The sequence below is a fragment of the Telmatobacter bradus genome (genome assembly GCF_048629425.1).
GTDB lineage: Bacteria > Acidobacteriota > Terriglobia > Terriglobales > Acidobacteriaceae > Telmatobacter > Telmatobacter bradus.
This window is the reverse complement of sequence record NZ_CP184532.1, coordinates 1811023-1837790: the sequence shown is the minus strand read 5'-3', so window position 1 is coordinate 1837790 and position 26768 is coordinate 1811023. Positions and strand designations below refer to the sequence as shown.

At 59.3% G+C, this 26768-nt stretch carries 19 protein-coding genes; 6 read left to right on the top strand and 13 right to left on the bottom strand.

All coding sequences use genetic code 11. The features are described 5' to 3' along the window. Positions 1–46 precede the first annotated feature (46 nt). Positions 47–2641: a transglycosylase SLT domain-containing protein gene (locus ACOBR2_RS07885; RefSeq protein ID WP_420239475.1), complete on the bottom strand. Its 2595-nt coding sequence runs from the start codon at positions 2639–2641 to the stop codon at positions 47–49. A 197-nt stretch (positions 2642–2838) separates the two neighbouring features. Between ACOBR2_RS07885 and ACOBR2_RS07880 the strand changes: the two genes are divergently transcribed. After that, positions 2839–3510 carry a sigma-70 family RNA polymerase sigma factor gene (locus tag ACOBR2_RS07880; protein WP_420239474.1) on the top strand — a complete coding sequence of 224 codons (672 nt, stop codon included), beginning with the start codon at positions 2839–2841 and terminating at the stop codon, positions 3508–3510. Next, a complete protein-coding gene (locus ACOBR2_RS07875) occupies positions 3507–3746 on the top strand; it encodes an anti-sigma factor family protein (RefSeq protein WP_420239473.1) in 240 nt (79 codons plus the stop codon). Before ACOBR2_RS07880 ends, ACOBR2_RS07875 begins: the two co-directional genes overlap by 4 nt. A gap of 106 nt (positions 3747–3852) precedes the next feature. Here the strand turns inward: ACOBR2_RS07875 and ACOBR2_RS07870 are convergent, their stop codons facing one another. Beyond that, entirely contained in the window at positions 3853–5370 is a 1518-nt protein-coding gene (locus tag ACOBR2_RS07870; RefSeq protein ID WP_420239472.1) for a S10 family peptidase, read from the bottom strand. A gap of 428 nt (positions 5371–5798) precedes the next feature. Here ACOBR2_RS07870 and ACOBR2_RS07865 point away from each other — a divergent pair, with 428 nt between their 5' ends. From ACOBR2_RS07865 to ACOBR2_RS07855, 3 genes are all read left to right on the top strand, one after another. After that, a complete protein-coding gene (locus tag ACOBR2_RS07865; RefSeq protein WP_420239471.1) occupies positions 5799–6509 on the top strand; it encodes a peptidylprolyl isomerase in 711 nt (236 codons plus the stop codon). 216 nt (positions 6510–6725) lie between these two features. Beyond that, on the top strand, positions 6726–7256 hold the full coding sequence (locus ACOBR2_RS07860; protein WP_420239470.1) for a peptidylprolyl isomerase: 531 nt from the start codon (positions 6726–6728) through the stop codon (positions 7254–7256). Between the two features lie 263 nt (positions 7257–7519). Then, positions 7520–9655: a DUF5916 domain-containing protein gene (locus ACOBR2_RS07855; RefSeq protein WP_420239469.1), complete on the top strand. Its 2136-nt coding sequence runs from the start codon at positions 7520–7522 to the stop codon at positions 9653–9655. Between the two features lie 97 nt (positions 9656–9752). Here ACOBR2_RS07855 and ACOBR2_RS07850 read toward each other — a convergent pair whose 3' ends face one another. Further along, positions 9753–11849: a RecQ family ATP-dependent DNA helicase gene (locus ACOBR2_RS07850; RefSeq protein WP_420239468.1), complete on the bottom strand. Its 2097-nt coding sequence runs from the start codon at positions 11847–11849 to the stop codon at positions 9753–9755. 156 nt (positions 11850–12005) lie between these two features. After that, a complete protein-coding gene (locus ACOBR2_RS07845; RefSeq protein ID WP_420239467.1) occupies positions 12006–13046 on the bottom strand; it encodes an acyltransferase family protein in 1041 nt (346 codons plus the stop codon). Positions 13047–13330: 284 nt separating this feature from the next. On the opposite strand from ACOBR2_RS07845, the gene ACOBR2_RS07840 reads away from it, so the two are divergent. After that, a complete protein-coding gene (locus ACOBR2_RS07840; RefSeq protein WP_420239466.1) occupies positions 13331–14701 on the top strand; it encodes an MFS transporter in 1371 nt (456 codons plus the stop codon). 234 nt (positions 14702–14935) lie between these two features. Here ACOBR2_RS07840 and ACOBR2_RS07835 read toward each other — a convergent pair whose 3' ends face one another. The 9 genes from ACOBR2_RS07835 to ACOBR2_RS07795 all read right to left on the bottom strand — a co-directional run bounded on the left by ACOBR2_RS07835 (position 14936) and on the right by ACOBR2_RS07795 (position 26691). Further along, positions 14936–15997: a protein-glutamate methylesterase/protein-glutamine glutaminase gene (locus ACOBR2_RS07835; RefSeq protein ID WP_420239465.1), complete on the bottom strand. Its 1062-nt coding sequence runs from the start codon at positions 15995–15997 to the stop codon at positions 14936–14938. 22 nt (positions 15998–16019) lie between these two features. After that, positions 16020–16517, bottom strand: a complete 498-nt coding sequence (locus tag ACOBR2_RS07830) for a chemotaxis protein CheD (protein ID WP_420239464.1) — start codon at positions 16515–16517, stop codon at positions 16020–16022. Beyond that, a complete protein-coding gene (locus ACOBR2_RS07825; protein ID WP_420239463.1) occupies positions 16504–17352 on the bottom strand; it encodes a CheR family methyltransferase in 849 nt (282 codons plus the stop codon). Before ACOBR2_RS07825 ends, ACOBR2_RS07830 begins: the two co-directional genes overlap by 14 nt. Positions 17353–17489: 137 nt before the next feature. Next, on the bottom strand, positions 17490–17999 hold the full coding sequence (locus ACOBR2_RS07820) for a chemotaxis protein CheW (protein WP_420239462.1): 510 nt from the start codon (positions 17997–17999) through the stop codon (positions 17490–17492). A 333-nt stretch (positions 18000–18332) separates the two neighbouring features. Further along, positions 18333–21458 carry a methyl-accepting chemotaxis protein gene (locus ACOBR2_RS07815; RefSeq protein WP_420239461.1) on the bottom strand — a complete coding sequence of 1042 codons (3126 nt, stop codon included), beginning with the start codon at positions 21456–21458 and terminating at the stop codon, positions 18333–18335. A 119-nt stretch (positions 21459–21577) separates the two neighbouring features. Further along, positions 21578–23671: a chemotaxis protein CheA gene (locus ACOBR2_RS07810; protein WP_420239993.1), complete on the bottom strand. Its 2094-nt coding sequence runs from the start codon at positions 23669–23671 to the stop codon at positions 21578–21580. 2 nt (positions 23672–23673) lie between these two features. After that, complete coding sequence (locus ACOBR2_RS07805; RefSeq protein ID WP_420239992.1) at positions 23674–24114, bottom strand: STAS domain-containing protein; 441 nt, start codon at positions 24112–24114, stop codon at positions 23674–23676. A gap of 537 nt (positions 24115–24651) precedes the next feature. Then, the gene (gene rapZ / locus ACOBR2_RS07800) at positions 24652–25671 is read right to left on the bottom strand and encodes an RNase adapter RapZ (RefSeq protein WP_420239460.1); all 1020 of its coding nucleotides are present in this window, start codon (positions 25669–25671) and stop codon (positions 24652–24654) included. A gap of 393 nt (positions 25672–26064) precedes the next feature. Beyond that, entirely contained in the window at positions 26065–26691 is a 627-nt protein-coding gene (locus ACOBR2_RS07795; protein WP_420239459.1) for an HPF/RaiA family ribosome-associated protein, read from the bottom strand. Positions 26692–26768 lie beyond the last annotated feature (77 nt).

Here is a 26768-nt window from a genome sequence, read left to right as displayed (position 1 = left end):
GCATGTCAATCAAAAACCGGGCCAAATTGCAGCGTGAAACACAGGATTAATGTGTCTCTTCCGAATTGGGCTGGAGACGACCGTTGGCCATCGCATCCACCAACCGGTACATCTCCTCGTTACGCAGAATCGCCTCAACATATTCGCGGGTCTGGGTGAACGGAATCGACTCCACAAACTCGTCCATGCCGCGATAGGGTCCGGCGGCCTCCCAATCCACTACGCGCCCATCGCCGGCGTTGTAGGCGGCCAGCGCGTACTCCTGCACCCCGCCGAATTTCTCCAGCAACTGGTGCAGGTAGCGCGTGCCCAGCTTGATGTTGGTCTCCGGATCCAGCAGTTGATAGGGCTGCACTGCGCCAATGCCCTCCTCGCGGGCCATCATCTTGCCGGTCGTGGGCAGCAACTGCATCAGACCATAGGCGTTGGCATAGGAGATCACGGAAGGGCTGAACTCCGACTCCTGGCGGATCAGCGAGGCCACAAGATAGGGGTCCAGATTCTTCTTGGCGGCTTCAGCCTTGATCGTGGCCCAGTAGGGTTGCGGATAGAGAATCTGCCAGTAAGCCAGCGGAATCGACTGCATGGAAGCCGAGGCCGAGTAGGAAAGCGCCCGCTTGGCCATGCGCAGGGCGCGGAAGGTCTCCCCATAGGAGGCGTAGATGCGCGCTGCTGCCAGATCGCCCATATTGGCAAAGTCAGGATCGGCATTGATCTCGCGCGCCACGTAATCGTTCAGGCCAGCATTGGCCAGCAGCCGCGCCTTGGCCAGGTGCGGACTGGCCTCGGGAAAGCTTTCAATCAGATTCGGCTCCTGGTGCGGCTGAAAGCCGTCCAGCTTCGCATCACTGGCCGCAGGCTGATTGCCCAGCGCCTCCAGCCGCTGACGGGCCATCTGCGCATAAAAGTAGTGCGGATAGCTGCGCAACAGGGCGCGATAATTCGCCGCCGCCTGCGCCGGATTATGATCCCGCAGTTCATACAAACGACCGCGCCAGTAAAGCGCCGATACCGTCTCAGGAGCCGAGGGATAGAGCCGGATCTGCGCTTCCATCAGCTTGGCAGCCTCGTCGAAAAGCCCTTGCCGGTAGCTCAGCCAGGCTGCCTTCCAGTGGGCCAGCGAACCGTTTTTGGCATTCGGAAAGCGCTCCGCCATGGTGCTGTAATACTCGATGGCCGAAGGATAATCGCGCTTGAGCAGGTACATGTTGCCGCTCGAAAACAAGGCCTCGGCCAGCCACGAACTGCGCGGAAAACGCGTCTCCATCTCCGCCACAATCTGGTGCTGATCGTTCTCGCTCTCGCGGTCGCGGGCCAGCTCCATCAGCAAATACATGCGCAGAGCACCGGCATCGTCATCGCTGTTGGCCAGCGCCTCGGCCTCGGTGCGGTTCAGCCGCTTCAGCTTCCAGTCGCATTCGGCTGCCGTCGCCAGAAAAAGGTTGCGCTCCGCATCGCCCACTTCCGGCGAGCGAGCCAGCAGGCGGTACTGCTCCGCCGCATCGCCAAAGCGCTTACCGTTGAAGTAGGCATCAGCCAAACTGCGCCGCTCAGCCACGCTCAAACTCGACTCCACACCCAACTGCGCCAGCCGTGTGCGCGCCGACTGCGTCTCGCCGGAGAGCGGATGCGTGATCAAAATCTGTTTGTAGAGCCGTTCCGCCTCATCCCGCTGCCCCAGCGCATAGGCCACTTCGGCACTGGCCAGCTGAAAGCCGGTACGATCTTCGGCCGCCAGACCATGCGCATCGGAGAGCACCTTCTGCGCCGCCGTGGCATTGTTCAGCGCCAGCAGCACATTGGCCTCCAGCTCAGGGGTTTCAGCGGCAAAGATGCTGTCGGGGTAGCGCTCGGTAAAGCCGTGCAACAATGCCTCGGCTGCCTCGTTATTGCCTGCCGCATGCGCGGCCTGCGCGCTCAAAAAATCTACATAATCGGCTAGCTGGCTGCCAGCTTCTTTACTCTGCCGCAGATTTGATTCGGCCTCGGCAAAGCGCCGGTCCAGCAGATAGGCATTGCCCAGCGCCAGATAGGCCGCCGCTGCCGCATCGCCCGTGTGGTTGCGGGCATAGGCTGCCACGCCTGCATAGCCCTCCGGCGTGCGCAACGTGGCCAGTTGCTGGGCCATCGGCCGCAACTCGGCAGAAGCTGTAAACGCCTTGCGAATCGCTGCCGTCTGCGCTGTGCGCACCTCTTTGCTGGCAGGCGCGTGACGACTCACCGGCTTGTGGCTCCTTCGGCCTCTGCCTGCGGCTTTCCCCCTGACGGGCGCGGTATTGCGCGCGTCTTCCTCCGTCTTTGTTTTCTCTGCAGACGCCTCTTTGGGCGCGTGCTTTCCCTTCGCGGAAGGTTCATCTTTCGGCGCAGCCTTGCTCCCGGTCTTGTTCGCGGTCTTACTCGCGGCCTTACTCGCGCCCTTGGCCGGTGCCGCAGAATCCTTCTCGCTGCTCGCGGCACTCTTCGCCTTCTTTTTTGCCGCGCTTTTCTTCGCATGTTTTGCCGTTTGCGGCTGGCCCGTCGCATCGTCCTGCACCGCCGCCATGCTGATGGACGGCACCACCAGCGGCAGAAGAAGACAGATCAACCATACGGCATGAATCGACAAGGAAACAGAGCGTTGCAACACCGAAAAGGACTTCATATTTCCACTTTAGCCCGCTTTGCGTGCAGACGGCTGCCCTGAGGAACCAACGCTGTAACCTCGCATGCCCATCCCCTCAAACACCGGCCCGAGGATTCCGATTTGGTTTGGTGCAGTCAGCTCCCCTCATTTACAATCTGGTTAACCCCGAAATTCCAGCTTTGAAGAAAGGCGAGGATTTTTCGCAACCAACTCCAATGACGACCATCCAATCCGTAGAAGGCGAGATCGAGCAACACCCCGACGTGGCCCTGGTAGCACAGGTACGCAGCGGAGACATCTCGGCCTATGACACGCTGGTCCGCAAGTACGAACGCCAGATCTTCCGGATTGCGCAGCACGTGACGCAAAACCGCGAAGACGCCGAGGATGTGATGCAGGACGCCTTCCTCAAGGCCTTCGAAAAGCTGGATCAGTTCCAGGGAAACTCGAAGTTTTACACGTGGTTGGTCCGGATCACGGTGAACGAAAGCCTGATGCGGCTGCGCAAGCGGCGTACCGGCAAGATGGTTTCAATCGACGAGGACGTGGAGACCGAAGATGGTTCGGTGCCACGCGATGTTGCCGACTGGTCCCCCGACCCGGAGCAAAACTACTCGCAGTCTGAGCTGGCTGGCATTCTCGAAAAAACGATCAAGGGACTGCCTCCGGGCTTCCGCATCGTCTTCGAGTTGCGCGACGTACAGGGCCTTTCGACCGAAGACACCGCCGAGGCACTCGGCCTGAGCGTGCCGGCGGTCAAATCGCGGCTTTTGCGAGCGCGTCTTCAGTTGCGTGAGCGGCTTAGCCGCTACTTCCGCCATAAAAAGGGGAAAGCTACGATGGGGCACAAGTCTGAGGGTCAATCCGATGCGGAGGTTGAGCAATGACCTGCACGGAGTTTATGGCCCGCCTCGATGATCTGATTGACAACACGGTCACGAGCAATACGCGAGCCGAACTGGAAACACATTTGCGCGACTGCAGCCACTGCGAGGTGGTCTACAACACCACGCGCAAGACGATTGAAATCTATCGCTCTAACCAACTGTACGAATTGCCCTCAAGCCTGCGCGACCGCCTGCACTCGGCCATCATGGCCCGCTGTAAAAAAGGCTGCGAGTAAAGCACCACATACGCCCCAAAAAGGCCATGCGCGACGTCTTCGTCCCGCATGGCCTTTCGTTTTTACTGACAGCTGAAAGCCAGAGGCTGGAAGCTAGCAGCTGCTTTTAGTGCTTCTCGTACATCTCCTGCACGTCCTTGCGCAGGGCCAGGCGGCTGGCTTCGCGGGTATAGAACATGTGGCCGCCGGAGTACTCGCGCACCGCAACGCGGCTCGGGTCGCCCATCACCGGCATCTGATCCACGCTCAGAATCGAGCTCATGAACGGGCACGACAGGTCATTCCATCCATGCACAATCAGCACCCGCAGCTTGGGGTCGGCCGAAACGGCCTTGCGCAGCTCCGGAACCGAGCCCTCGCGTTCCGCCTCGCCACGATCCCACATGCGGTTCACATCATAGCTGAGCGCGTTGTAGCGGGCATCTACCTTCCAGCCCACCGTGCGGGTCACAAAGTCCACCATGGCGGTGGTCAACGGAGCCACAATGCTGGCCAGCATCGGATCGCTGGAGCGCTGGTCGGGAGAGAACGGAAACGGATCGACGGCCGTCACGTTGGAGTCGTAGACCGAGCCCAGCTTGCCCTCTTCGCGATGCACCTCACGCAGGTACGCCTCCGTGTCGATGCGTCCGCCTGAGTACTTCACAAAGGCCGGATCGAGCCCCGTCATTTCCGTCACACGGGCAATCATCTTGTCGGTGGCAGGCTGATCGCTGCGGCCCTTCAGCAGGGTGGTCGCGTACTCGCCACGGGTGTAGGCCACCACGTCGGCCATTGCCTCGGGGGTCAGCTTGCCCTTGCGCTCCAGATTGGCCGCCGTAATCGACGGCAGGGAGAGCATCCACGGCAGCGGCGACAGATCGCCCTCTTCATAGGCGAAGGGATTCAGATACGGCGAAACCAGCACCACGCCATTCAGCGCCACACCCAGCTCCGACTGCAGCGTGTATGTAATGCGCGGACCACGGAAACCGCCATAGCTTTCGCCCACATAATATTTGCGCGATCCCATGCGGCCGTTCTTCACCAGCCAGTCATAGATCACCCGCGACAGGTAGTCGATGTCGGCGTTGGTGGAGAAAAACAGTTTTTTGGCCTGATCCTCGGGAACCGTGGCGCGGCTGAAGCCGGTGCCGACGGGATCGATGAAAACCAGATCGGTAAAGTCCAGCCATGTGCCCGGATTGTCGGTCATCACCGGCGCATCCGACGGGCTGTCGCCGTCATTGCCGGCGTTCATGTGCTTGGGGCCGATGGCGCCCAGGTTCAGATATACGCTCGACGCGCCCGGTCCGCCATTCAGCGCGAAGGTGACGGGACGGTTTTCGCCCTCGACGGTATAGGCCGTCACCACCACCTGACCGGCTTCCTTGCCGTCCTTGTCGCGCACGGGAAGCGCGCCCACAGTCACGGTGTAGTGCAGAGCTTTGCCGTTCAACTGGATCGACTGCGCGGTATGCGCCTCGGCGGGCAGCGGCGGAAATGCCGGTTTGTTGTCGGCTGCGGGCTTGTCGGGCGCAGCGGGAGGCTTATCGGGCTGGGCCACAAGGCTGGTGGCAGCAACACCGCCAAGCAGGGCAAGGCAAAGCACGCTGGAAACACGGGAAAGACGGGAAGCTTTCATGTACTTCAGCATAATTGCTGAGGAATCAGCGGGGAATAAAAGAATCCAGTGAAACTTCGGGTGCCCCTCGCCACGCCTTTGTTTTTGCGGCTAGGGTGGGAAAGCAAGAAAACTCTTTTCGGACCGAATCAATTACTTCAAAAACATCCCTCAGGGGCTTCTAGGACGTGGCTGCAGAAAAACTCGTAGCGGTATGGGTTTATATCTGCGGAGGGAGCGGGGGCCTTCAGGCCCCCGAAGAGTGGATGCATCCAGTATCACCTTTAGGCGCGGGCTATTTCTTCTACTTCCTACTTTGGATGTCTGCCTGTAAAGCCATGCCCTTTCAAAACCGCGCTTACCTCGTCTGCCATTCCAATCTTCATGCCCGGCCTTTGCAAGGAATCCACTGGCAGCGCCCCCGCCCCTTGGTTTAACCTCGAATCGTCATGAAACTCAAGGACGCAGCACTTCTTTCCGCTCTGATGGCGGCCATGGCCGCAGTACCGGCCTTGGCCCAGCAATCCTCGGCTCCGGCGCAAAAGCCCGTCTCGATGGACGACCTGCCCGACGCGCCCATGGCCACCGCCGCCGCGCTCACCGTGCCCAATGGCCCTATCGTTGTCATGGATACGTCCATGGGCCGCATCACCTGCCAGTTCTACCAGAAGCAGGCTCCGCGTGCAGTGGAGAACTTCATCCAGCTAGCCACCGGCACCAAGGACTACGTTGACCCCAAGACCAACAAGAAGGTACACGGCAAGCCCTTTTACAACGGCACCGCCTTCCACCGCGTCATTCCCGAGTTCATGATTCAGGGTGGCGACCCGACGGCCACTGGCACCGGCGGTCCCGGCTACGAGTTCGACGACGAGATTGACCCGGCGCTGAACTTTGACAAGCCCGGCAAGCTGGCCATGGCCAACTCCGGCCCCAACACCAACGGCAGCCAGTTCTTCATCACCGAGCAGGCCTACGACTCGCTCAACCAGCACTACACGCTCTTTGGCCAGTGCGACGACGCCAGCGTGGACGTGGTAAAGGCCATCGCCCGCGTAGACCGTGACAGCGAAGACAAGCCCAAGTCACCCGTCCTGCTCGACAAGGTGACCATCGTCCCCGAAGGCAAGCCGCTTCCACCCTTGCCCAAGGTCAACTAAGCAGGTCCATCTCTGACCAACCCAAAATAAGTGGGAGCCTCTGGTCTCGCTTTTGAAACCTGGGAGAACATGAACTCCAGCTGTGAGGTATCCCAGTTCTGAAAATCCAGACATGGACCACCCGCCTGCTCCGGGGCTTTCTGTTCTCTGGAGTATGAAACAATAGACCCTGGCCCCGGCAGACGTCCCCGGCCAAACGCATTCAGGAGTTTTCTCATGGCACTGGCCGCAGGCACCTACGCTGTCTTCAACACCACCGAAGGCAAGATCACTGTTCGTCTCTTCGAGACGGAAGCCCCCATCACCGTCAAGAACTTCATCGAGCTGGCTGAAGGCAGCAAGGAGTGGACGAACCCCGTCTCTCGCGCCAAGACCACCGACAAGCTCTACGACGGCACCATCTTCCATCGCGTGATTCCCGACTTCATGATCCAGGGCGGCGACCCGACGGGCACCGGCATGGGCGGCCCGGGCTACCGCTTTGAGGATGAGACCAAGGGCTCACCCTACAAGTTCGACAAGGCAGGCAAGCTGGCCATGGCCAACTCCGGCCCCGGCACCAATGGCTGCCAGTTCTTCATCACCGTGGCCGCCACACCGTGGCTGACCGGTAACCACACCATCTTCGGCGAAGTTGTCGAGGGTCAGGACGTGGCCGACAAGATCTCCAAGGCTCCCACCGCCGCCATGGACAAGCCTCGCAAGGAAATTTCCATCGAGACGCTGGTCATCGAGCGCGTCGCCTAGTTTTCTGGCTCAAGTTGAAAGAAAAGCCCCGGCTTAGGCCGGGGCTTTTTGTATGCCACAAAAACTTCCTGCCTCCGACTTCCGGCCGATGGTCACCACTTGGCACCCTGCGCTACACTTCGGCTACTACAAAAAAGAGGCTTTTCATGCTGGGTACTTTTTCTGGCCGACACATACTATTTTTTAGTGTTTGTCTGGCCATTTTGCCTTGGTTCTGTACGGAAAAACTGTCGGCGGAGCCCACTCCGCTGAGGATTCCGCGTGTGTCCCGCGCTCCGCGTCTGGAGGATTTTCTTCTGGGCCGTCCGCGCGAGGCGGAAGTTGCTGTCGCAACCTTTACGCAATTCGATCCACATGACGGCACGCCTGCCAGCCGCCCCACCACAGCCTATCTCTCCTATGACCGCCTCAACCTCTACGTTGGCTGGATCTGCAAGGATGATCCGACACTGATCCGCGCCCGTATTGCTCCACGCAAGAAGATTGACACCGACGATCGTGTGACAATCAACATCGATACCTTTCAGGACCGCAAACACGCCTACTGGTTCGACGTGAATCCCTACGGTGTGCAATTCGACGGCCGCACAACCGACGGCATCGGCGATGACAACAGTTGGGAAGGCCTCTGGTACACCGAAGGCCGCATTGTTTCCGACGGCTATGTAGTACTTGAAACCATTCCCTTCCGCACCCTGCGCTTTCCACACGGTCGACATCAGGTATGGAACATCATGTTGGGCCGCTTCATCATGCGCTCCAACGAAATGTCGTTCTGGCCAGCCATGACCCACAATCGACTGCCACAATTCGTGGGCCAGTTTGCGCCCATTGAGATTGACGACGACATTGTGCCCGGCCACAATCTGCAGATGATTCCCTACGGTCTCGCTTCGAGTGAACACTATCTCGACCCCAGCTCCGGCTTCCAGCAGCAGTACGAACATCATCCCGGCCTGGACGGCAAGATGGTGCTGGGTGGGGCCTTCACACTGGACGGCACACTCAACCCGGACTTCAGTGAAATCGGCTCCGACGATCCCAAGGTCACCGTCAACCAACGCTATGAAGTTGTTTACCCGGAAAGCCGAACCTTCTTCCTCGAAAACGCCTCAGCCTTTCTCACGCCAGAAACGCTCTTTCTGTCGCGCCGCATCATCGATCCACAGTATGGCCTGAAGCTGACCGGCAGCAAGGACCGCTGGAGCCTGGGCGCTCTTGTAGCCAACGACCGTGCCCCGGGCGAAACCACCACCGATGGCGTGTACAAAAGCGGTGACCACGCCCACGATCAGCTGGCACGCATCGAGCACGAATTCGGCAGCCAGCAACACGTGGGCCTGTTGCTGAGCAACACGTCGTACGAGAGCGATTACAACCGCGTGGCTTCGCTCGACAGCCGCCTGCTCTTTGCCAAAAATTGGGCCTTCAAGGGGCAAGCGACCACCACACAGTACCGGAACAAGCTCAGCGGCTATCAAGCCGGCCCCGGCTACTTTGCCAGCCTGATCAAGAACGATAATCATCTGACCTTCGGCAGCTACTACACTGACCGCAGTCCTGGCATGGTGGCCAGCCTCGGTTATCTGGACCGCAACAACATCCGCACCTGGGAAGAGTATGCCAACTACCAGTGGAAGCCCCGGCACTGCGCGCTGCTGGCCTTTGGGCCGGGCATCGACACCCAGCGGATCTATGACCACAACCACATCCTGCAGAACTGGCTGATCTCACCTGGATTCTCTTTTACCCTGCCGCGCCAAACCTACATCGGACTCAGCAACACATACGCCTATGAACGCTACAACAACACCGACCTGAGCGAGAGCCTCAACAGCGTGGTAGTGGATGGTTCCTGGTCCAAGTGGATGGAGCTTTACAGCACCTACTCCTGGGGCCGCCAGCCCAACTACGACGCTGCCAGCCCGCTCAGCCCGTTCGTCGGTAAATACAACTACGGCTACACCACGCTCACGCTCTACGCCCGCCACAATCTGCGTATGGACAACATTTACTACTACACACGCCTGGCCGCCGACCAGGCACAGACACGGCAGAGCGGCTCAGCCAACAGCGTGGTCTATACCAACCACCTGATCCGCTCCAAAATCAACTACCAGTTCACGCGCGACTACTCCTTCCGCGCCATTCTGGACTACACCGCCAACCTGCCCAACGCCGCCCTGATTACCGACAACTACGCCAAAATTGCAGACTCAACGCTGCTGTTCACCTACTTGCCACACCCAGGAACAGCGATTTACCTTGGGTACTCGAATGCCTTCGAAAACATAAGCTGGGATGCTGAGGCCACCCCCTCCTTCCGGCGAATCACCGACCCTTCCACCTCAACCGACCAGCAGATCTTCTTCAAGATCAGCCACCTCTTCCGCTTCTAGATACCTTCCCAACAGGAAAAAGCTTCTGAGAGCCAACAGGCTCTCAAAAGCTTTTTCCGCTCATACTTGATCCCGCACAGTCGGCGACTATAGCAACTCAGCCAACGCAAACGGCCAGCAGCGCCGCGCCAAAGCGGTCCACCTTGGTCTGCCCCATACCGCTGACTGCCAGCAACTGGTTGGGGGTCTTGGGGCGCATGGCGGCAATGCCGTTCAGGGTGCGATCGTGCAGCACCATGAAGGCCGGAATGCCCAGCTTTTTGGCCTCGGCCGAGCGCCATTCGCGGAGTTTGCTGGCCAGCGTCTCGCCTGCGGCGTTCAGCTTCAGCGGCTCTTCCATAGCAGCCTTCCGCCCAGACGTTGCACCCGAAGCCGATGAGCTGCGTTTGCGGGCTGTCTTCTTCCCGCCTCCACCGCCGAACTCGGCCACAATACCGTCGTTCAGCAGCAGATCCAGCGGCGTATTCCCGCGCACTTCCAGCCCGTACTCGGTCAAGCGCACCTTGCGGTAGCGTCTGGTTTCGCCATCCTTCTCGTACTCGGCGTCTTCCATCTCGATCAGCCCGCCCCGCACCATGGCGTGCAGCAGATCGTCGTAGATTTCGCGGCTGAGCCCGCTCAGGCTGGCAATCGACCGCTGCAGCGTTCCGGTGGCCTTGTAGTCCACCGGACGCAGGTCGTCGATGATCTCCTGCACCAGCTCGCGCTCGTAGCTGCTGACCCGCCGGAACTGCCGCAGAACGGCGCCTCCCGGGTCGCAGACGTCGCACTGACCGCAGGGACGGTTGGCGTCGCTTTTGTCGCCAAAGTGGCGCACCAAAGCACCCATGCGGCACTCATTCGACTCGGTAAAACGCACCACCTTCTCAAACTGCTCAGCGCGGTGTTTGGCCTGCACCGTATAGGTTTTGCGCCAGCCCAGACCGCCGCGCGTGACCATGCCGCCAAAGTCCACCTGCGCTCCGCCATGAATCTGCAACTTTTCCAGCGCCTTCTCGAAGGCTTCCGCATCCAGATCCGACTCTTCGCAGAGCTGCTCAAAGGCCTGCGGTTCTTCGTCCAGCGCCTTGAAGACCTGATTCAGATGCTCGATGGGCGGATAGTCGCGGTTCAGGAAGAAGTCGTGCGTGCGCTGGTCGGCATAGCTGTGCATCAGGTAGGTGCGGCTGGGCGCTCCATCGCGTCCGGCGCGGCCAATCTCCTGGTAATAGCCTTCAAGGGTTGCCGGAAGTCCGGCATGAATCACGGTGCGGATATTGGCTTTATCAATGCCCATACCAAAGGCAATCGTAGCCACGATCACCTCCAGTTCACCGCCCAGAAAAGCCGTCTGCACACGCTCACGGGACTCTGGATCCATGCCCGCATGGTAGGCCGCCGCACGCAGTCGCAGCGCCAACTCCTCGGCCAGCTTTTCCGCCTGCTTGCGCGATGTGGCGTAAACAATGGCCGGTCGCCGATCCTTTTCCGCCAGCAGGCTGCAAATCGCCTCAGCCCGCTCCGGCACCGGCAGCTCCACCACCTCAATGCCCAGATTGTTGCGCCGGAAGCCGTGAATGAACTGGGCCGGCTGCACCATCTCCAACTGCGAAAGAATGTCGGCCTGCACGCTGGGTGTGGCCGTAGCCGTCATGGCCACCACGGGGGTCGGATCGCCCTCGCCACGCAGCCCCGGCAAGTACTGGCCCAGCATTCTGTAATCTGGGCGGAAGTCGTGGCCCCACTGCGAGATGCAATGCGCCTCGTCAATGGCCACCAGAGCCAGCTTCTTCTTGGCCAGCATCTCCGGAAAACCCGGAACCCGCAGCCGCTCCGGAGCAATGAACATAAACTGCAAGTCGCCCCGTAGATAGTCCACGCAGGCCTGACGAGCCACCGAGCGGTCCAACCCGGAGTGAATGCGCGCCACCTTCAGCCCCAGCGCGGCCAGCTTGGCTGCCTGATCGTCCATCAGCGCAATCAGCGGCGAAATCACCAGCGCCGTTCCGCCCCGCGCCAGCGCCGGAAGTTGGTAGCAAAGGCTTTTGCCCGCACCAGTGGGCATCACCAGCAGCAGGTCGCGGCCCTCGACGGCAGCGCGGCAGACCACCTCCTGCCCGGGACGAAAGCCGGGAAAGCCAAAGACAGACTGCAAGAGGTCAAGCAAGGGATCGGAATGGGAGATTTTCTTCAACGTGGGAGGCTTTGTGGTCAAGTTGGAGCGCGAACGCTCCTCTACCACTCTATCAATCCGGGCGGGGTCACGCGCACGCAGCAGCGCGGCAACACCTGAAGCGCCCCTTGAAGGCAAAGCCGCTATTTGTTCTATCTACGGCGGCAAGCAATCCGATCACCCCGTAAAACACCCACTTCATCCAACCAATTGCACCTGTTCTGTACGCAGCTTCAGCGTCGACGGAAGAAGGGCTTTGATCTTTCTGCCTGCAAACATCGCCAGACGGTGCGAAGGCCGCTCCACAAGGAAATAGAAGATATAGGAGGCAAGATAAACCCCCAGCAGGAAAACAAAGTGCCACGGTAATGAGCCATCCACCGCCGCCCCCCACCCAAGCAAGCCGATGGTGCCCGCAAACAGGGTGTGAACCAGATAAAGTGAGTAGCTCCACTTTCCCGCCCCATCCAGCCAGGGTTTTCTGCATTGTGCAAAATACACCAGCTCATATCCCAGCCAAAAGTAAACCAGAACAGCGAAGAGGTTCAGCGTAAAGCAATTGCTGGCCCAGAAGACCTCCACATGGAACTTCACCAGCCGCAAAATCACGCTGGCCGCAAAGACTGCGCCACGCAAAAGCCAGATCCGCTCCGTGCTCAGCGCCTTGAACTTCTCAAACTGCTCGGCAAGCAAGCAACCACCGATCCAGCATGGCAGGCCGATCAGCCAGGTCCGACTGATCCCCAACGCCTCATAGGAATTCCTGTACTCAACCAGCTCTGCCGCGCAGAAAAATGCAATCATGACCGCGATTGCAGCGGTTGCCACAATCTGCCTGCCCCAGCCAAACCTGCGACGGCCAACCAGCAAGGCCGGATAGAGCAGGTAATAGATGCCCTCGCACAGAACGCTCCACAACACGGTCTTCCCCATCGGCCCCGCATCCTGCAGAACCAGTCGGAAATACAGGACAAACACTGCGCAAGGAGGCGCAATCCTGACAATGCGGCGCGTAACGTACTCGGCCAGATTGATTTGTTCGGCTTTGCGAAAGGGAAAGTGAATGCAAAAACCGCTGACCACAAAAAACACGATAACCGCTGCAGGACCGTTGAACAGGCAGTACATCAGGCTGTAAAGTACGCGCGTCATCATGCTGTGCGCGGGCGACAATCCAACCAGAAGGCCAAAGTGGCCAAGCACGACCACGCTGGCGCTCACAAAACGCACGCTGTCCATTCCTGCGATTCTGGAAGATTTTTTCTTTGGTCCTGCGGATACTTCATCTCTATAGGAAATAGACAATGCAATCTCCTCTATTTTGAATATCGCCACGTGGCGACTCTACGAATCGATGGAAACTAAATTGATAAAAATTACTAAAAAGCCATTTGAAACACTCGAATTTACCTGGATCTTTGCCTAAGCCTAAAAATCTGTTCGCCGTGCTCAGAATAAATTTACACGTACATAATTGCGTCCATCTTTCACTGCCAAATATCTTAGACTGTAGGCAGCCTATTGTGAACCCATCAAATTCCCCCGGCAGCAATCGTTCCGTTCCCGAAGTTCAAGCCAACTTCTCCTCATCCGCCCCTGCGGATCAGGCAACAAAGACCCCAGGCAGCAGCATTTCGCACGCCTGGCGAGCCCTGCGCCATCGCAACTTCCGGCTCTTCTTTGCCGGGCAGACGATCTCGCTGGTGGGCACCTGGATGACCCGCGTGGCAACCAGTTGGCTGGTCTACCGGCTGACCGGCTCAGCGCTCATGCTGGGCACCGTCAGCTTCTGCGGCCAAATTCCCACATTCCTCTTCGCGCCCTTCGCCGGCGTGTGGGTGGACCGGTTGGAACGCCGTCAGGTGCTGCTCTGGACGCAGGCCATTGCCATGGTGCAGGCGCTGGTTCTGGCCGGGCTCACGCTGACACACCACATCAACATTCCGGTGCTGCTCGGGCTCAGTCTGGTGCAGGGCGTCGTCAATGCCTTCGATATGCCGGCTCGCCAGTCGTTCATGATCCAAATGGTGAATGACCGCACTGACCTGAGCAACGCCATCGCCATCAACTCCTCGATGGTCAATCTCTCCCGGCTGATCGGCCCCTCCATCGCCGGACTGGTGATTGCCGCCACCAACGAGGGATGGTGCTTTCTGATCGACGGCATCAGCTACAGTGCCGTGCTGGTTTCGCTACTGGCCATGCACATTGCGCAACAGCAAGGCGGACGCAAACCCAGCAGCACCCTCACCGCCCTGCGCGAGGGCTGGAGCTACGTGGCAGGCTTCGTGCCCGTCCGCACCATTCTGCTGATGTTTGCCGTCTGCAGCCTGATGGGAATGCCCTTCGTGGTGCTAATGCCGATCTTTGCCGCCCAGGTGCTGCATGGCGGCGCGCATACGCTCGGTTTTCTGATGGGTGCCATGGGCGTGGGAGCGCTGATTTCGGCTCTGTCGCTGGCCGCCCGCAAGTCGGTGCGCGGCTTGGTCGGCATGATTCCCTTTGCCTCGCTCACCTTCGGGCTCGGGCTGATCGGCTTTGGCCTTTCGCACACCCTGTGGCTCTCGCTGATAAGTGTTCTGATTGCCGGCATGGGCATGATGCAGGGCATGGCCGGCAGCAACACCATTATCCAGACAATTGTGAACGAAGAGATGCGGGGGCGCGTCATGAGCTACTACACCATCGCCTTCGTCGGCATGGCTCCCTTTGGCAGCCTGCTAGCCGGAGCCATGGCCCACCGGATGGGCGCACCGCTGACGGTTGCCCTCAACGGCTCGGTGGTGGTTCTGGGGGCGTTATGGTTCTTTACGCAGCTCCGGGGGGTTCGTCGCGAAATTCGCCCAATCTATGAAGATTTAGGAATCCTTCAGTCCACTTCGGACATCTCATAAATACGCAGCTTCCCTGTTGCCTGAACAGACGGCGCGATCGCACAAATCGCGCCGCTTCCCCTGGGCAAATTTTCAGAAAGCCAGCAATTCCCTCCCCCAGCCCCAGCCTCTCCATCGTTTTAGAGCGGTTCTCCAATTGCTCTAAAACGAACCCCCTGCAGCGGTGTGGCTTTTTTCTCAAGAAAAAGCCACCTTGCACTGTCTCGAAAGGGCTACCTCTATTGGAGATCCGCTCTATAGAATTGTCGGCGCAATCGCCCCCAGAGGCAGGATCTTGTCCACGCCGCCCAGCTTGATCGCCTCCTTGGGCATGCCAAAAACCACGCACGTCTCCTCATCCTGCGCGATGGTCCTGGCTCCGGCCTGCTTCATTTCGAGCATGCCGCGCGCGCCGTCGTCGCCCATTCCGGTCAAAATTACGCCCTGGGCATTGCGCCCCGCATAGCGCGCCGCCGAACGGAAGAGCACGTCCACCGAAGGCCGGTGCCTGCAGACCAGCGGCCCGTCCTTGACCTCTACGTAATAGCGCGCGCCGCTGCGCTTGAGCAGCAGATGATGATTACCGGGCGCAATCAGCGCACGGCCACGCAGCACCGTATCGTTATTGGCCGCCTCCTTGACCGTGATGTTGCACAGTCCGTCGAGCCGCTCAGCAAAAGCGCGGGTAAACAGCTCCGGCATATGCTGCACAATCACGATCCCCGGCGTATCGGCCGGCAACGCTTCAAGCAAGGTCTTGAGCGCCTCGGTGCCACCGGTGCTGGCCCCAATCACCACAACTCTTTCAGTGGTTTCAACCATGGCCTGCGTCGAGGCCGCGGACAAAATCACATCCGCCGTCAGCTTGGGCTGCACCAGCATGCTCGGCTTGGGCTTGGCTCGACTTGGACGCGACCGCGCTGCTGCCTTCACCGCATCGCAGATTTCTATCTGCGATTCTTCCAGAAACTGCTTGGTGCCCATCTTCGGCTTGGTGATAATGTCCACCGCGCCGTATTCCAGGGCCTTGAAAGCGCTCTCGGTGCCATCGCCGGCCAGACTGGAACAGATCACCACCGGAATCGGGTACTGGCTCATGATCTTCTTCAGAAAGGTCAGACCGTCCATGCGCGGCATCTCAATGTCGAGCGTGATCACGTCGGGCACTTCTTCGGCAATACGATCCGAGGCAACAAATGGATCGCCTGCCGTAGCAATCACTTCGATCTCGTCGTCCGAGTTCAGAATCTCGTTCAGCGTCTGCCGCACCACGGCAGAATCGTCCACCACCAGCACTCGGATCTTGCCATTCTTCACGCTCTTCTCCTTTTCATGCTCTCTAGCACAAACGCCGCAACAACACCTCACCGGTTCCGGTATGAAAGAAAATGTTCACCCCATGCGTCCCTCCCAGGCTGGAGGCCGTAACGTTGAAGCCCTGCTCTTCGAGCACCTCTATGGCCATCTGACAATTCATCTGTCCTACCGTGGGCCGCACCCGGTCATCGCTGACCAGCAGCACATCGGCTCCGCCAAACAGCTTCACATGAATCTTGTTGCGGGCCAACCCGTAGTTATCCAGCCTTCTGGCCAAATCGCGAATGGCAAAGTCCACATAGCGCTCTTTGTGCTCGTGATGAGGATGCGGCGTGCGACTCTTGACCGGCAGCTGCGGCAGCATCGGATGGCAGAGCGCGCCAATGCTCTGCTGCGGAAGCCAGAAGGCCACGCCCACGCAAGACCCCAGAACCGTGCGCAGCACCGTTGGCTCCTCGACCAGATGCGACTCGCCTGGCTGCACAAAAATCTCCGGAAGCTGGCCGTCAAACGCCTGCATCTACTCTCCTGTAAAGCGCCGGAGCCACCGGCGTCACCGGCAGACGCAGATCGTGCAGCGCCTCGGCGTGGCCCACAAACAGATAACAACCCGGATGCAGATAGCGGCAGAGACGGGAGAGAATCTTTTGCTGGGTGGGCCGGTCAAAGTAGATCAGCACATTGCGGCAAAAGATCGCATCCACTTTCTCCATCATCCCGTAGTCTTCGTCCATGAAGTTCAGCCGCCGGAAGTCAACCGCCTGACGCAGCTCCGGCACCACCCGCACCCGGTCCGATCCCCGGTCGCGGCTGCGCAAAAAGTATCTCCGCTTAAGCGGTTCCTCCACCGGCGCAATAATCTCGCTGGTATAGATGCCTGACTGTGCCTTCTCAAGCACGGTAGTGGAAATATCCGTGGCATGAATCCGGAAGCGAAAACCCGGATGTTGCGCCGCGTACTCGCTGAGCACAATGGCCATGGTGTAGGGCTCTTCGCCCGAACTGCAGGCCGCGCTCCAGATCAGAAACGGCCTTCCCAATACCCTGGCCTCAAACTCCGGCAAGGCCTGCTCCCGCAGAAAATCGAAGTGACGCGGCTCGCGGAAGAAATCCGTCTTGTTGGTCGTCACCACATTGAACAGGTGCTCAAGTTCCTCAATCTGCCCGGTGTGACTGAACAGATAGTCGCAGTACTCGTTGTAGCTGGCATGGCCCAGTTCACGCAGCCGCCGCTTGATGCGCACCTCAAGCATGGTGCGCTTGTCGTCTCCCAGTTTGATGCCGATCTTTTCGTAGATCAGCACACGTAACCGTTGAAAATCGCGGGATGTAATCGTCTCACTGCTTGCTGGCATAATCATCCGTCAAAAAACGCGGGCGTCAGCCCGAAAAAACCTTCCGCACCTTCATGGCGCAAGAAGAGATTCCACGAGGAAGAAAGGGCCGGAGCCGCATCTGCACTGCTCCGGCCGACTCTATTCCGATTGCGGATTTATGCGGCCACTTCGGCCAGAACCTTCTGTTCCACGCCGCGTGCCACGGCCAGTTCCTCGGCCGAAAAGACGCGGTCAATATCCAGTATCATGATGAATCCACTCTCCCGCTTGCCCATGCCCTTGATGAAGTCGGTGCGGATCTGCGTACCGATCTTCGGCGCAGGCTGAATCTGCTCCGGCTCCAGATCGATCACCTCTTCCACCGAATCGGCCAGCGCGCCTATCACCGTCGATTCGCCATCCAGCATCACCTCCACCACCACGATGCAGGTGTTGCGTGTGCTCTCCGTTTTACTCATCTCAAAGCACAGGCGAAGATCAACCACCGGCACCACACTGCCACGCAGATTGATCACTCCGGCCATGAACTCAGGCGTGCGCGGTATCTCGGTAATCGACGTCAGATCCATCACCTCCCGCACCTGGGCCACATCGGTCGCAAAAACCTCGTTGCCAAGCTTGAAGGTCAGGTACTGGCGCGTCTCCGTGATCTCTACTACGCTCATCGTTTGCCTCCTCTGGTTCTGCGGCTTACGGATGCGGCCTGGGTCCCGTGGTTCAGCTCGCTACACTCCGGGACCGGCCACATCCGCCGGGGAAGCCGCGCTCATTCCAACTTCTAGATCTTTGACCGTTTGAATTTGTACCAATGCTGGGTGCCCCCGGTCCCGATTTTGGGACCTGGGAAAGCACGGACCAAGGTATAACTTTATGCGGTCAAAGGCCTATAGCATTTTCGGAATTGCTGTAGACCGAAAGCAGGATGCAAGGTGCCTTTTCCTCAAGAAAAAGGCACCTTGAAAGCCCCTTAAAAAGTCTACGTGTATTCCGAAAATGCTCTAGTAGCGCTCGAACTCGCTGTCCGAATCGTCGTGCTTCTCACTCAAGCGCAGCCGCACACCACTGCCCTTCGCGCTCGGCCTGGCCGCCACCGCTGCCTCCACCAGCTTTTCAGAACGCGACGAGGTCGTTACCAGTGGACGCGCCAGCTTGTGCAGCGAGCGACTGTTGCGCTCCTCACCTGTCTGGAAGAAGCTGAGCGCACTCAGCAGTTGATCGCTCTGGCTGGTCAGTTCCTCGGTAGTCGAAGCCATCTCCTCGGCTGCCGAAGCATTCTGCTGAATCACCTGCTCCAGTTGCTGCAGCGCCTTGTTGATCTGCTCGGCTCCGGTGTCCTGCTCCTTGCTGGCCGCGGTAATCTCCTGCACCAACTCGGCGGTACGCTGAATGTCGGGCACCAGTTTATCCAGCATCTCGCCCGACTTCTCGCTCACCCGCAGGGTTGTGGAGGAAAGCTGATTGATCTCGCCGGCCGCCTTCTGACTGCGCTCGGCCAGCTTGCGCACCTCAGCCGCCACCACCGCAAAGCCCTTGCCGTGTTCCCCGGCGCGGGCCGCCTCGATCGCTGCATTCAGAGCCAGCAGATTGGTCTGCCGCGCAATCTCCTCAATGATGGAGATCTTGTCGGCGATCTCCTTCATCGCCGAAACCGCCTCGACCACGCTCTTGCCACTCTCCTGCGCATCTTTCGCGCTCTTGGTGGCAATCTTGTCGGTCTGCTGTGCGTTGTCGGCGTTCTGCTTGATGTTCGAGACCATCTCTTCCATCGAGCTGGACGCCTCTTCGGCCGCCGCCGCCTGACTGCTGGCGCCCTTTGAGACCTGAACCGAGGCTGTCGAAATCGACTGGCTGGCCCCGGAGACCTCACCGGCGATGGAGCGAATGTCGACCACCGTCTGGGTCAGGCCGTTGATCATGGCACCGAGGGCCTTCATCAACTTGTCCTCGGGCGAACGCTCGCGAATCTCCACCGTCAGATTGCCTCCCGCAATCTGCTCGGCGGCGTGAGTAATCTCGTTCATCGCCCCGATCAGCGTATTCAGATTGTTCTTGATGGCGTTGAATTCGCCGTTGTAGGTGTCGGTGATCTTCTCCGGCACATCGCCCTTCGAGATGCGGGCCACGTAGTCAGCCGCCACATTCAGCGGGCCGATCACCGCGTCCAGCGTATCGTTCACGCCTTCCACGATCCGGCGGTAGTCGCCATGATGCCGGCTCGCGTCGGCGCGCGTCGCAAGCTTGCCTTCCGTTGCCGCCTTCGACAACATCAACGCATCCGCCACCAGAGCATTCACCACATCGATGCAGGTGTTCAGGTTGTTCTTGATGGTGTTGAAGTCACCGTTGTAGGTGTCGGTAATCTTCGCGGGGATCTCGCCCTTGGCGATCTTGTCTACATAATCGGCAGAGACGTTCAAAGGCCCGATCACCGCGTCCAGCGTCGCATTCACGCCTTCCACAATGCGGCGATAGTCACCCTGATGTTTGCTGGCATCGGCGCGCGTCGCCAGCTTGCCTTCCACGCCCGCATTCGACAACAGGGTCATGTCATTGACCAGGGTATCGATCGAGCGCATGGTACGAACCAGGGCCGGAACCAGAATGTCATTCTCCGAGCGCTTGCCGGTTTTTTCAAGCGAGGCCATCTCCTGACGGAAGTCGCCCGCACCGATCATCTCCACCACGCTGATGGCGTGACGGAAGCGGTCCTGCGCCCCGTTGGTGGCTTTGGCCACCTCGTCGAAAATGCCCAGGTAGCTGCCCTCGACCTTGATCGAGCAGTCATTGACGGCCAGCTTCTGCAGAATCCGGTTGGCCTCCACCAATCCACCCAGGCCGTCGATGCAGGCATTCAAATTGTTCTTGATGGTGTTGAAATCGCCACGGTAGGTGTCGGTGATCTTGGCCGGAATTTCACCCTTCGCAATCCGGTCCACGTAGTCCGCTGAGACGTTCAAGGGGCCGATCACCGCATCGAGCGTATCGTTGACACCCTTGACAATGCGACTGAAGTCGCCCTGATGTTTGCTGGCATCGGCACGCGTTGACAGCCGACCTTCGACGGCCGCCTCCGACAACAGACTCATGTCGGCAATCAGCGCCTTCAGGTGCGCCCGTACCTGCTCGATCGTATCGTTGATGAAGGCCTTCTTGCCGGGGAACTGCTCGAGCGGCGCATCGAAGTTGCCCCGTCCAAACTCCGCGAGGCAGGCCATCGCCTTCTTCTTCACCGCAATGTGCCCGCTTACCATGCTGTTCACGCCTTCGGCCATGGCACTGAACGAGCCCTCGAACTTCTCCACCGGAATCGCTACATCGATGTCGCCCAGATTGTGCTCCTCCGACATATGCTTCATGGCGGCGATGAAATTCTTCAGATTCGAACGCAGCTTCTCCACCACCTCATTGACCACCGCCTTCTTGCCCGGATACTGTTCGAGCGGGGCATCAAAGTTGCCTTTGCCAAACTCTCCAAGACATGTGAGGATTTTCAGAATGCCGGAGATGTGGCTTCCCACCATGGCATTCACGCTCTCCGCCACCAGACGCAGATCGCCGTCGTACTTCTCGGGAGGAATCACCACATCATGATCGCCGCGATTATGTTCGCTCGACATGTGGTTCAGATCCGCGATGAAGGTCTTGAAGGCGGCAATGGTGGCGGAATTTTCCTTGTCGGCCGCCTCCAGCTTCAGCTTCTCGGTCACCAGATCCCAGGTCACGATCGGGCCCACGTACTCGCCGTTATCCATCAGCGCTTCGATGTTCAGAACCGCGTCCTCTTCGCCGATCCTGATATGCGCCGTGTGCGGCAGATTGCGTGGATCCATCAGAATTCTGCGCACCTGCAGCGGGAACTTGTGAAAGACATCAATATTCGAACCAAGCACCTTGGCGGCACTCACGGGAAGATGTTTTTCTATCTTCTCAAGGGTGTGCAGCGAGGCCGGATTCAGATACACAATCTCAAAATCCTTGTTGGCCATCATGACGTTGAACGGAACGCTGTCGAGCGCTCTCTGAAAGAGATGCGGCGATGGCCCCACGCTCGGCCGTGTCTGGCTGGTGGCACGATGACGTCGACCGCCGGGCTCGTGAACAGGTGTCAATATTGCATGGCTCATAACCAGGTTTCTCCTTCGGCGCTTTGCGGCAACGCCTGCCAATCTTCGGTGAACAGAAAAAGAATTCGTCCGAGCGTGGGCTTGAGCAGAAGGAGCGAGCCCTCAATGTGCAACTGGTGCTAGGCCGTTGGAGCCGCTCGGGCCGGCTCGCGCAGGGCAGCCAGCGGACGTGCCCGCTGGTGTTGTGCGGCCGAGCGCAGAGCCTCCTGCACCAACCGTTGCGGGTCCAGAATCAGCGCCACCGTGCCGTCGCCCAGGATGGTCGCGCCACTCACTACCTGCACATGGCGATAGAAGCGCCCCAGGTTCTTGATCACGGTCTGGCAATCGCCGAGCACCTGATCGACGGCAAAACCATAGCGGCTATCTTCGGACTCAACCACCATGATCTGTTCGATGACCGGGCGCTCGCCAGCCACACGGAAGTATTCGCGCAGGCGGATGTAAGGCACAATCGAGCCGCGCACATTCACCACCCGTTTGCCGTTGGCTAATTGAACATCGTTTTCGGTCAGCTCGATGCACTCGAGTATCGAGTTGAGCGGCAACACATACAGCGCATCGCCCACGCTCACCAGCAGTCCGTCGATGATCGCCAGCGTCAGGGGCAGACGCAGCGTCACGCTGGTCCCCTCGCCCGGACGACTGAGTACGTCGATCGAGCCACGCAGACTCTCCACCTTCTGCCGCACCACGTCCATGCCCACGCCGCGCCCGCTCAGGTCCGTCACCTGGGCCGCGGTCGAAAAGCCGGGCTGGAAGATCAGCTGATAGGTTTCCGACTCGCTCAGCTGCGCTTCGGGGTTAATCAGCCCCCGTTCGATGGCCTTCTGCCGCACCGCCCCGGCGTTGATGCCGCGGCCATCGTCCGAGACGCCAATCAACACACTGGCGCCCGAGTAACGCGCCGAAAGGTGAATCTGCGCCACGCTGCTTTTGCCCTCCGTCGCACGTTCACCCACTGACTCGATGCCGTGGTCCATGCTGTTGCGGATCAGATGCATCAGCGGGTCACCCAGCTGATCGATCACCGTCTTGTCCAGCTCCGTCTCGGCGCCCTCGATCGTCAGCTCCACGTCCTTGTTCAGCGTGCGGGCCAGATCATGCACCAGACGGCGAAACTTCTCAAAGGTGCTGCGGATGGGCGTCATGCGGATGTTCATCGAGTTCTCACGCAGGGCACCGCTCAACCGCTCAATCTCTTCCGAGACCGCGCTGATCTCCGGATCGTCGCGCTTGCCTGCCAGCTCGCTCAGCCGCGCCTGCACCGTCACCAGCTCGCCCACCAGATCCACGAACTGATCCAGCTTGACAGCCGGCACACGCAGGCTGGAAGCGTTGTCGGGCTTGTCATGATTGCGCCGCCCACCGCTCGACGCACGCTGATCCTCCAGACCCCGGGCTACCAGATCGGCCACGCAAGAGGCATCGGCAACAGAGGACGCCTCCACCGCCGCTTCAATCTGCAGATCGCAGCAATCCTCCACGAAGATGAAAACATCGCGGATCGCCTCCCGTCCGAGCGGAGTCCTGAGCTGCACCTCCCAGCTGACGTAGCAACGCTCCGGATTGATCTCGACCAACGGCGGCACCTGCGCCAGACTGGCCTGCACGCTCGATTCACCAAGGCCCGCCAACTCCCGCACCAGCAACGCCGGATTGGTGCCGTTCAGCATCAGCTCGGCACCCGGCGTAAAAACAACCTTCCACTCCCGCAGTGCGACCGATTCGGTTGCGGAGGCCGCGGGCGGCGCTTCGGCGGGCTTTTCTGCCGGTTTTCCGGGTGGGGTTACGGCGGGGTTTCCCTCTGCCGCACTGCTCAAACCAATCAATGCGCGCAGTTGTTCGAGCACCTGCGTGGTCGCCGGATTGTGCGCTGCCTCCGGCTCCTCTTCAAGCATGGCCTTCATCTGGTCAAGCGCGCCCAGCGTCAGATCCACCAGGGGCGGCGTCACCGCCAGTTCGCCGTTGCGTACCCGGTCAAAGGCGCTCTCCAGATTGTGGGTAAAGCTGGCCAGTTCCTCAAAGCCAAACATTGACCCCGAACCCTTGATGGTGTGCAGGCCACGAAAAACCCGGCCCACTAGTTCCATGTCTCCGCCTGCCGTATTCAGCTCCAGCAGCGCCGATTCCAGATCGACCAGAATCTCGCGTGCCTCTTCGCGAAAGCTCTGTTTGAACTGCTCATTTCCGCCCAGCATCGTTTTTTGCATGGTCAATGTACCCGCTTCTCCGCTCTGGCTGCCATTTTGTGGCCGCCTTCCCGCTTTTGCCGGGGGTTCTTTCCGCCTTTGCCCATGGACGCTTCTTCCGCCGGAGCCGCCTCTGCCCAGGCCGCAGCCTCCGGCTCCGCCAAAGCGTAGTCGGCAAAGACCTGCTCCACGTCAAAGCCATCGGCAACCAGCTGCAGCCGAAGCGCCTCCGGCAGAGTCCCCACCAGTTCGCAGCGCCGTCCCATGCTCCGCGCCTGACTGCCAGCGGCGCAGAGCAACTGCACCGCCGTCACATCCAGCGCTGTCCCGGCAGCCAGCGTCAGCCGCAGGCCACCATGCTCCAGGCCGTCCAGCAGCGCCTGCCGCAGTTCCGAGGCCACGGCAATATCCACCGCGCCCTCCAGCCGAATTGCTTCCATCCCATCGCCCTTATGGATTTCCATGGTCAAGTTTTGAAGCCTCCGGACTCTGGCCACACGCCCCGCTGCGGCCCGATCAGGACCAAGGTGTTGACCCAGCTGTTATCGACCTCCAACGTGCAATTACCTTGAGTTTTTTGAGGAGAAATCATTGGAAGGGCTTAAAGAATCGGGCAGGCCGCGGCCTGAGCGGGCACTCTATCCGCGGCGAATTTAGCACCTTGCGCCCTCATTTTGCGGAACTTAAATGAAATAGAAAAAAGCCATTCCAATATCCCCCCGGGCCACTCTCCAGACAAACTCGCCCCAAAAATCTCTTTGCCGCCTGTTTTCCCGGAATGGAGCCCTTTTTCCTGCTTTTTGAGCCTAAATGCTGCATGTTTTGGGCAATGAGGACGGAGGACAGTAAACAGAGAGCAGAGGACAGAGGGATGAAAGCAGAGGGATGAGAGCTGAAAGCTGAGGACTGAACTTCTACAGTTGCGCACAAAAAAAGCGCAGGCTCTCTGGCCTGCGCTCTGCTCGTTGCTTTTTTAATCTTTCCCGGTGCAATCCAGCCCGTCAGCTCTGCTTGGCTCGACTGCCTACTCTGCGCACCGTCTTCTGCGCTTTGCCCTCTGTCCTCTGTTCTCTGTTCTCTGCTCTCTGGCCACCGCTCCTCGGAATATCCCGGTGCACCGCCTTGACGTGATAGCCGGACTTCTTCAGGCGTTTGGCTGCGTCTTCAGCCATCATCACGCTGCGATGCTGACCGCCGGTACAGCCAAAGGCAATGGTCAGATAGCTTTTGCCCTCGCTCACATAGTGCGGCAACAGGTAAAGGATCATGTCCGTAACCTTGTCGAGAAATTCGCGGGTCTGGGCGAACTTGCGCACATAGGCGGCCACCTTGGGGTCCAGCCCGGTCTGCTTGCGGAACTCGGGCACAAAGTGGGGATTGGGCAGAAAGCGTACGTCAAAGACCAGATCAGCGTCGAGCGGCACACCATTCTTGAAGCCGAAGCTGAGGCAGCTGACCAGCAGATGCTTGGAGCGGTCGTCCTGGCTGAAACGGCTCTGAATGTGTGCGCGCAACTCATGCACATTGAAGTTGGACGTGTCGATCAGCGTATCGGCTACGTTGCGGATCGGGTCCAGCAACTGGCGCTCTTCAACGATGGAACGCGAGACCGTCTCCTGACTGCCGAGCGGGTGTGGTCTGCGGGTCTCGGAGTAGCGGCGCACCAGCGCGGCATCCTGCGCGTCGAGGAAGACGACACGCGTTGCCAGCAACTGGCGCACGCCCTTAAGAATCTCTGGCAGGCGGTCAAGCGTGGCTCCTTCGCGCACATCCACCACGATGGCCGCCCGCTCCATTCCAGCCGACTTGCTCACCAGGTTGGCAAAGTCAGGCAACAGCTCCAGCGGCAGGTTGTCCACGCAGTGGTAACCAAGGTCTTCAAATGCCTTCAGCGCCGAGGCTTTGCCCGCGCCGGAGATTCCAGTCACGATGACCAATTCTTTCGGTTCATGTCTGCCCACGGCGGAGACTTTGCGCCGGACCGGGGCGGCCGTTTGAGCGGCTCTCTTCTTCGTCGTCATGGCCTTCATGCTACAACGTTTTCCTTAAGGAATGTTGCCTTTGCGTACTTCCAGGGCCATCCTAGAGCAAATTCAGAATGATCGTGGAGTCTGAAAGAGTGTGCAAGGTGCCGTTTTCTTGCGGAAAACGGCACCTTGATCCATCAACTCCCTCTACAGCAATTCTGAATTTTCTGTGGCCGTCTTTTGTTGCTTGCGCAACACAACAAAGGGGACAGGCTATAGCATTTCTCCAATTGCTGTAGAGCGAAAGCTGGATGCCGAGTGGCTTTTTCCTTGAGAAAACGCCACCTTGCACGCAATTCGACACGGCACGTGTATCGGAGAAATGCTCTAAGCCCGTCCCCTTTGCAAATTCACAGATCTTCCGGGCCTCGGCCGGATCAGGTCTGGCTACGGCAGTTCAACCAGCTCCATCTGACCATCCCGGCGACGGTGCAACACATAGCGCTCTCCGGCAGGGGTCTGAAAGATGAGCAGGTCGCGATCGCGGAACTCGGTATCTTTCACCGCTTCCTCGATGGTCAAGGGCTTGAGGGCGACAGAATCGCCGTTTTTGACGATGTGCGGCTCAACCACGGTGGCCTTCGCCGGGAAGGAATGAACGGCGATCGACGCGCGGGCCTTCTTGGTGGACTTGGGCGCTGATCCCTCTTCGGCCGGCTGGGACGCTCGGGTCTTGGGCCGCGCTACGGGGAGCGCAGTCAGCACCTTTTCCTCTGTGGGCAGTCGCTTCTTGCCCATCTTCCGGTCCCGAGCGCGCCGCACCTGATTCTCAGCATGCTCTATGGCCTGCCGAAGCGCCGCTTCCTGACTGTCGGCCTTGCCTGCGGCCGCAAACTTCTGCGCCCGCGCTTGCACGGTCAACTCCACAATCTGAAGATGGCGCTGAATACTAAAGGTCACACTTGCATGAGCAGTTTTGCCAAGAAACTTGCCAATCCGTTCCAAGCCCTCTTCTGCCTGCGTACGCAAAGCCTTAGAGATCTTTCCTTGACGGGCGGTGAACTCCACTTCCATGGTCAGCCTCCGCGTTGCGCCACGGCTGGACGGTATTCAGCTCAGCCAGACGCAGTTTTCTGCTGCACTCCTGATGC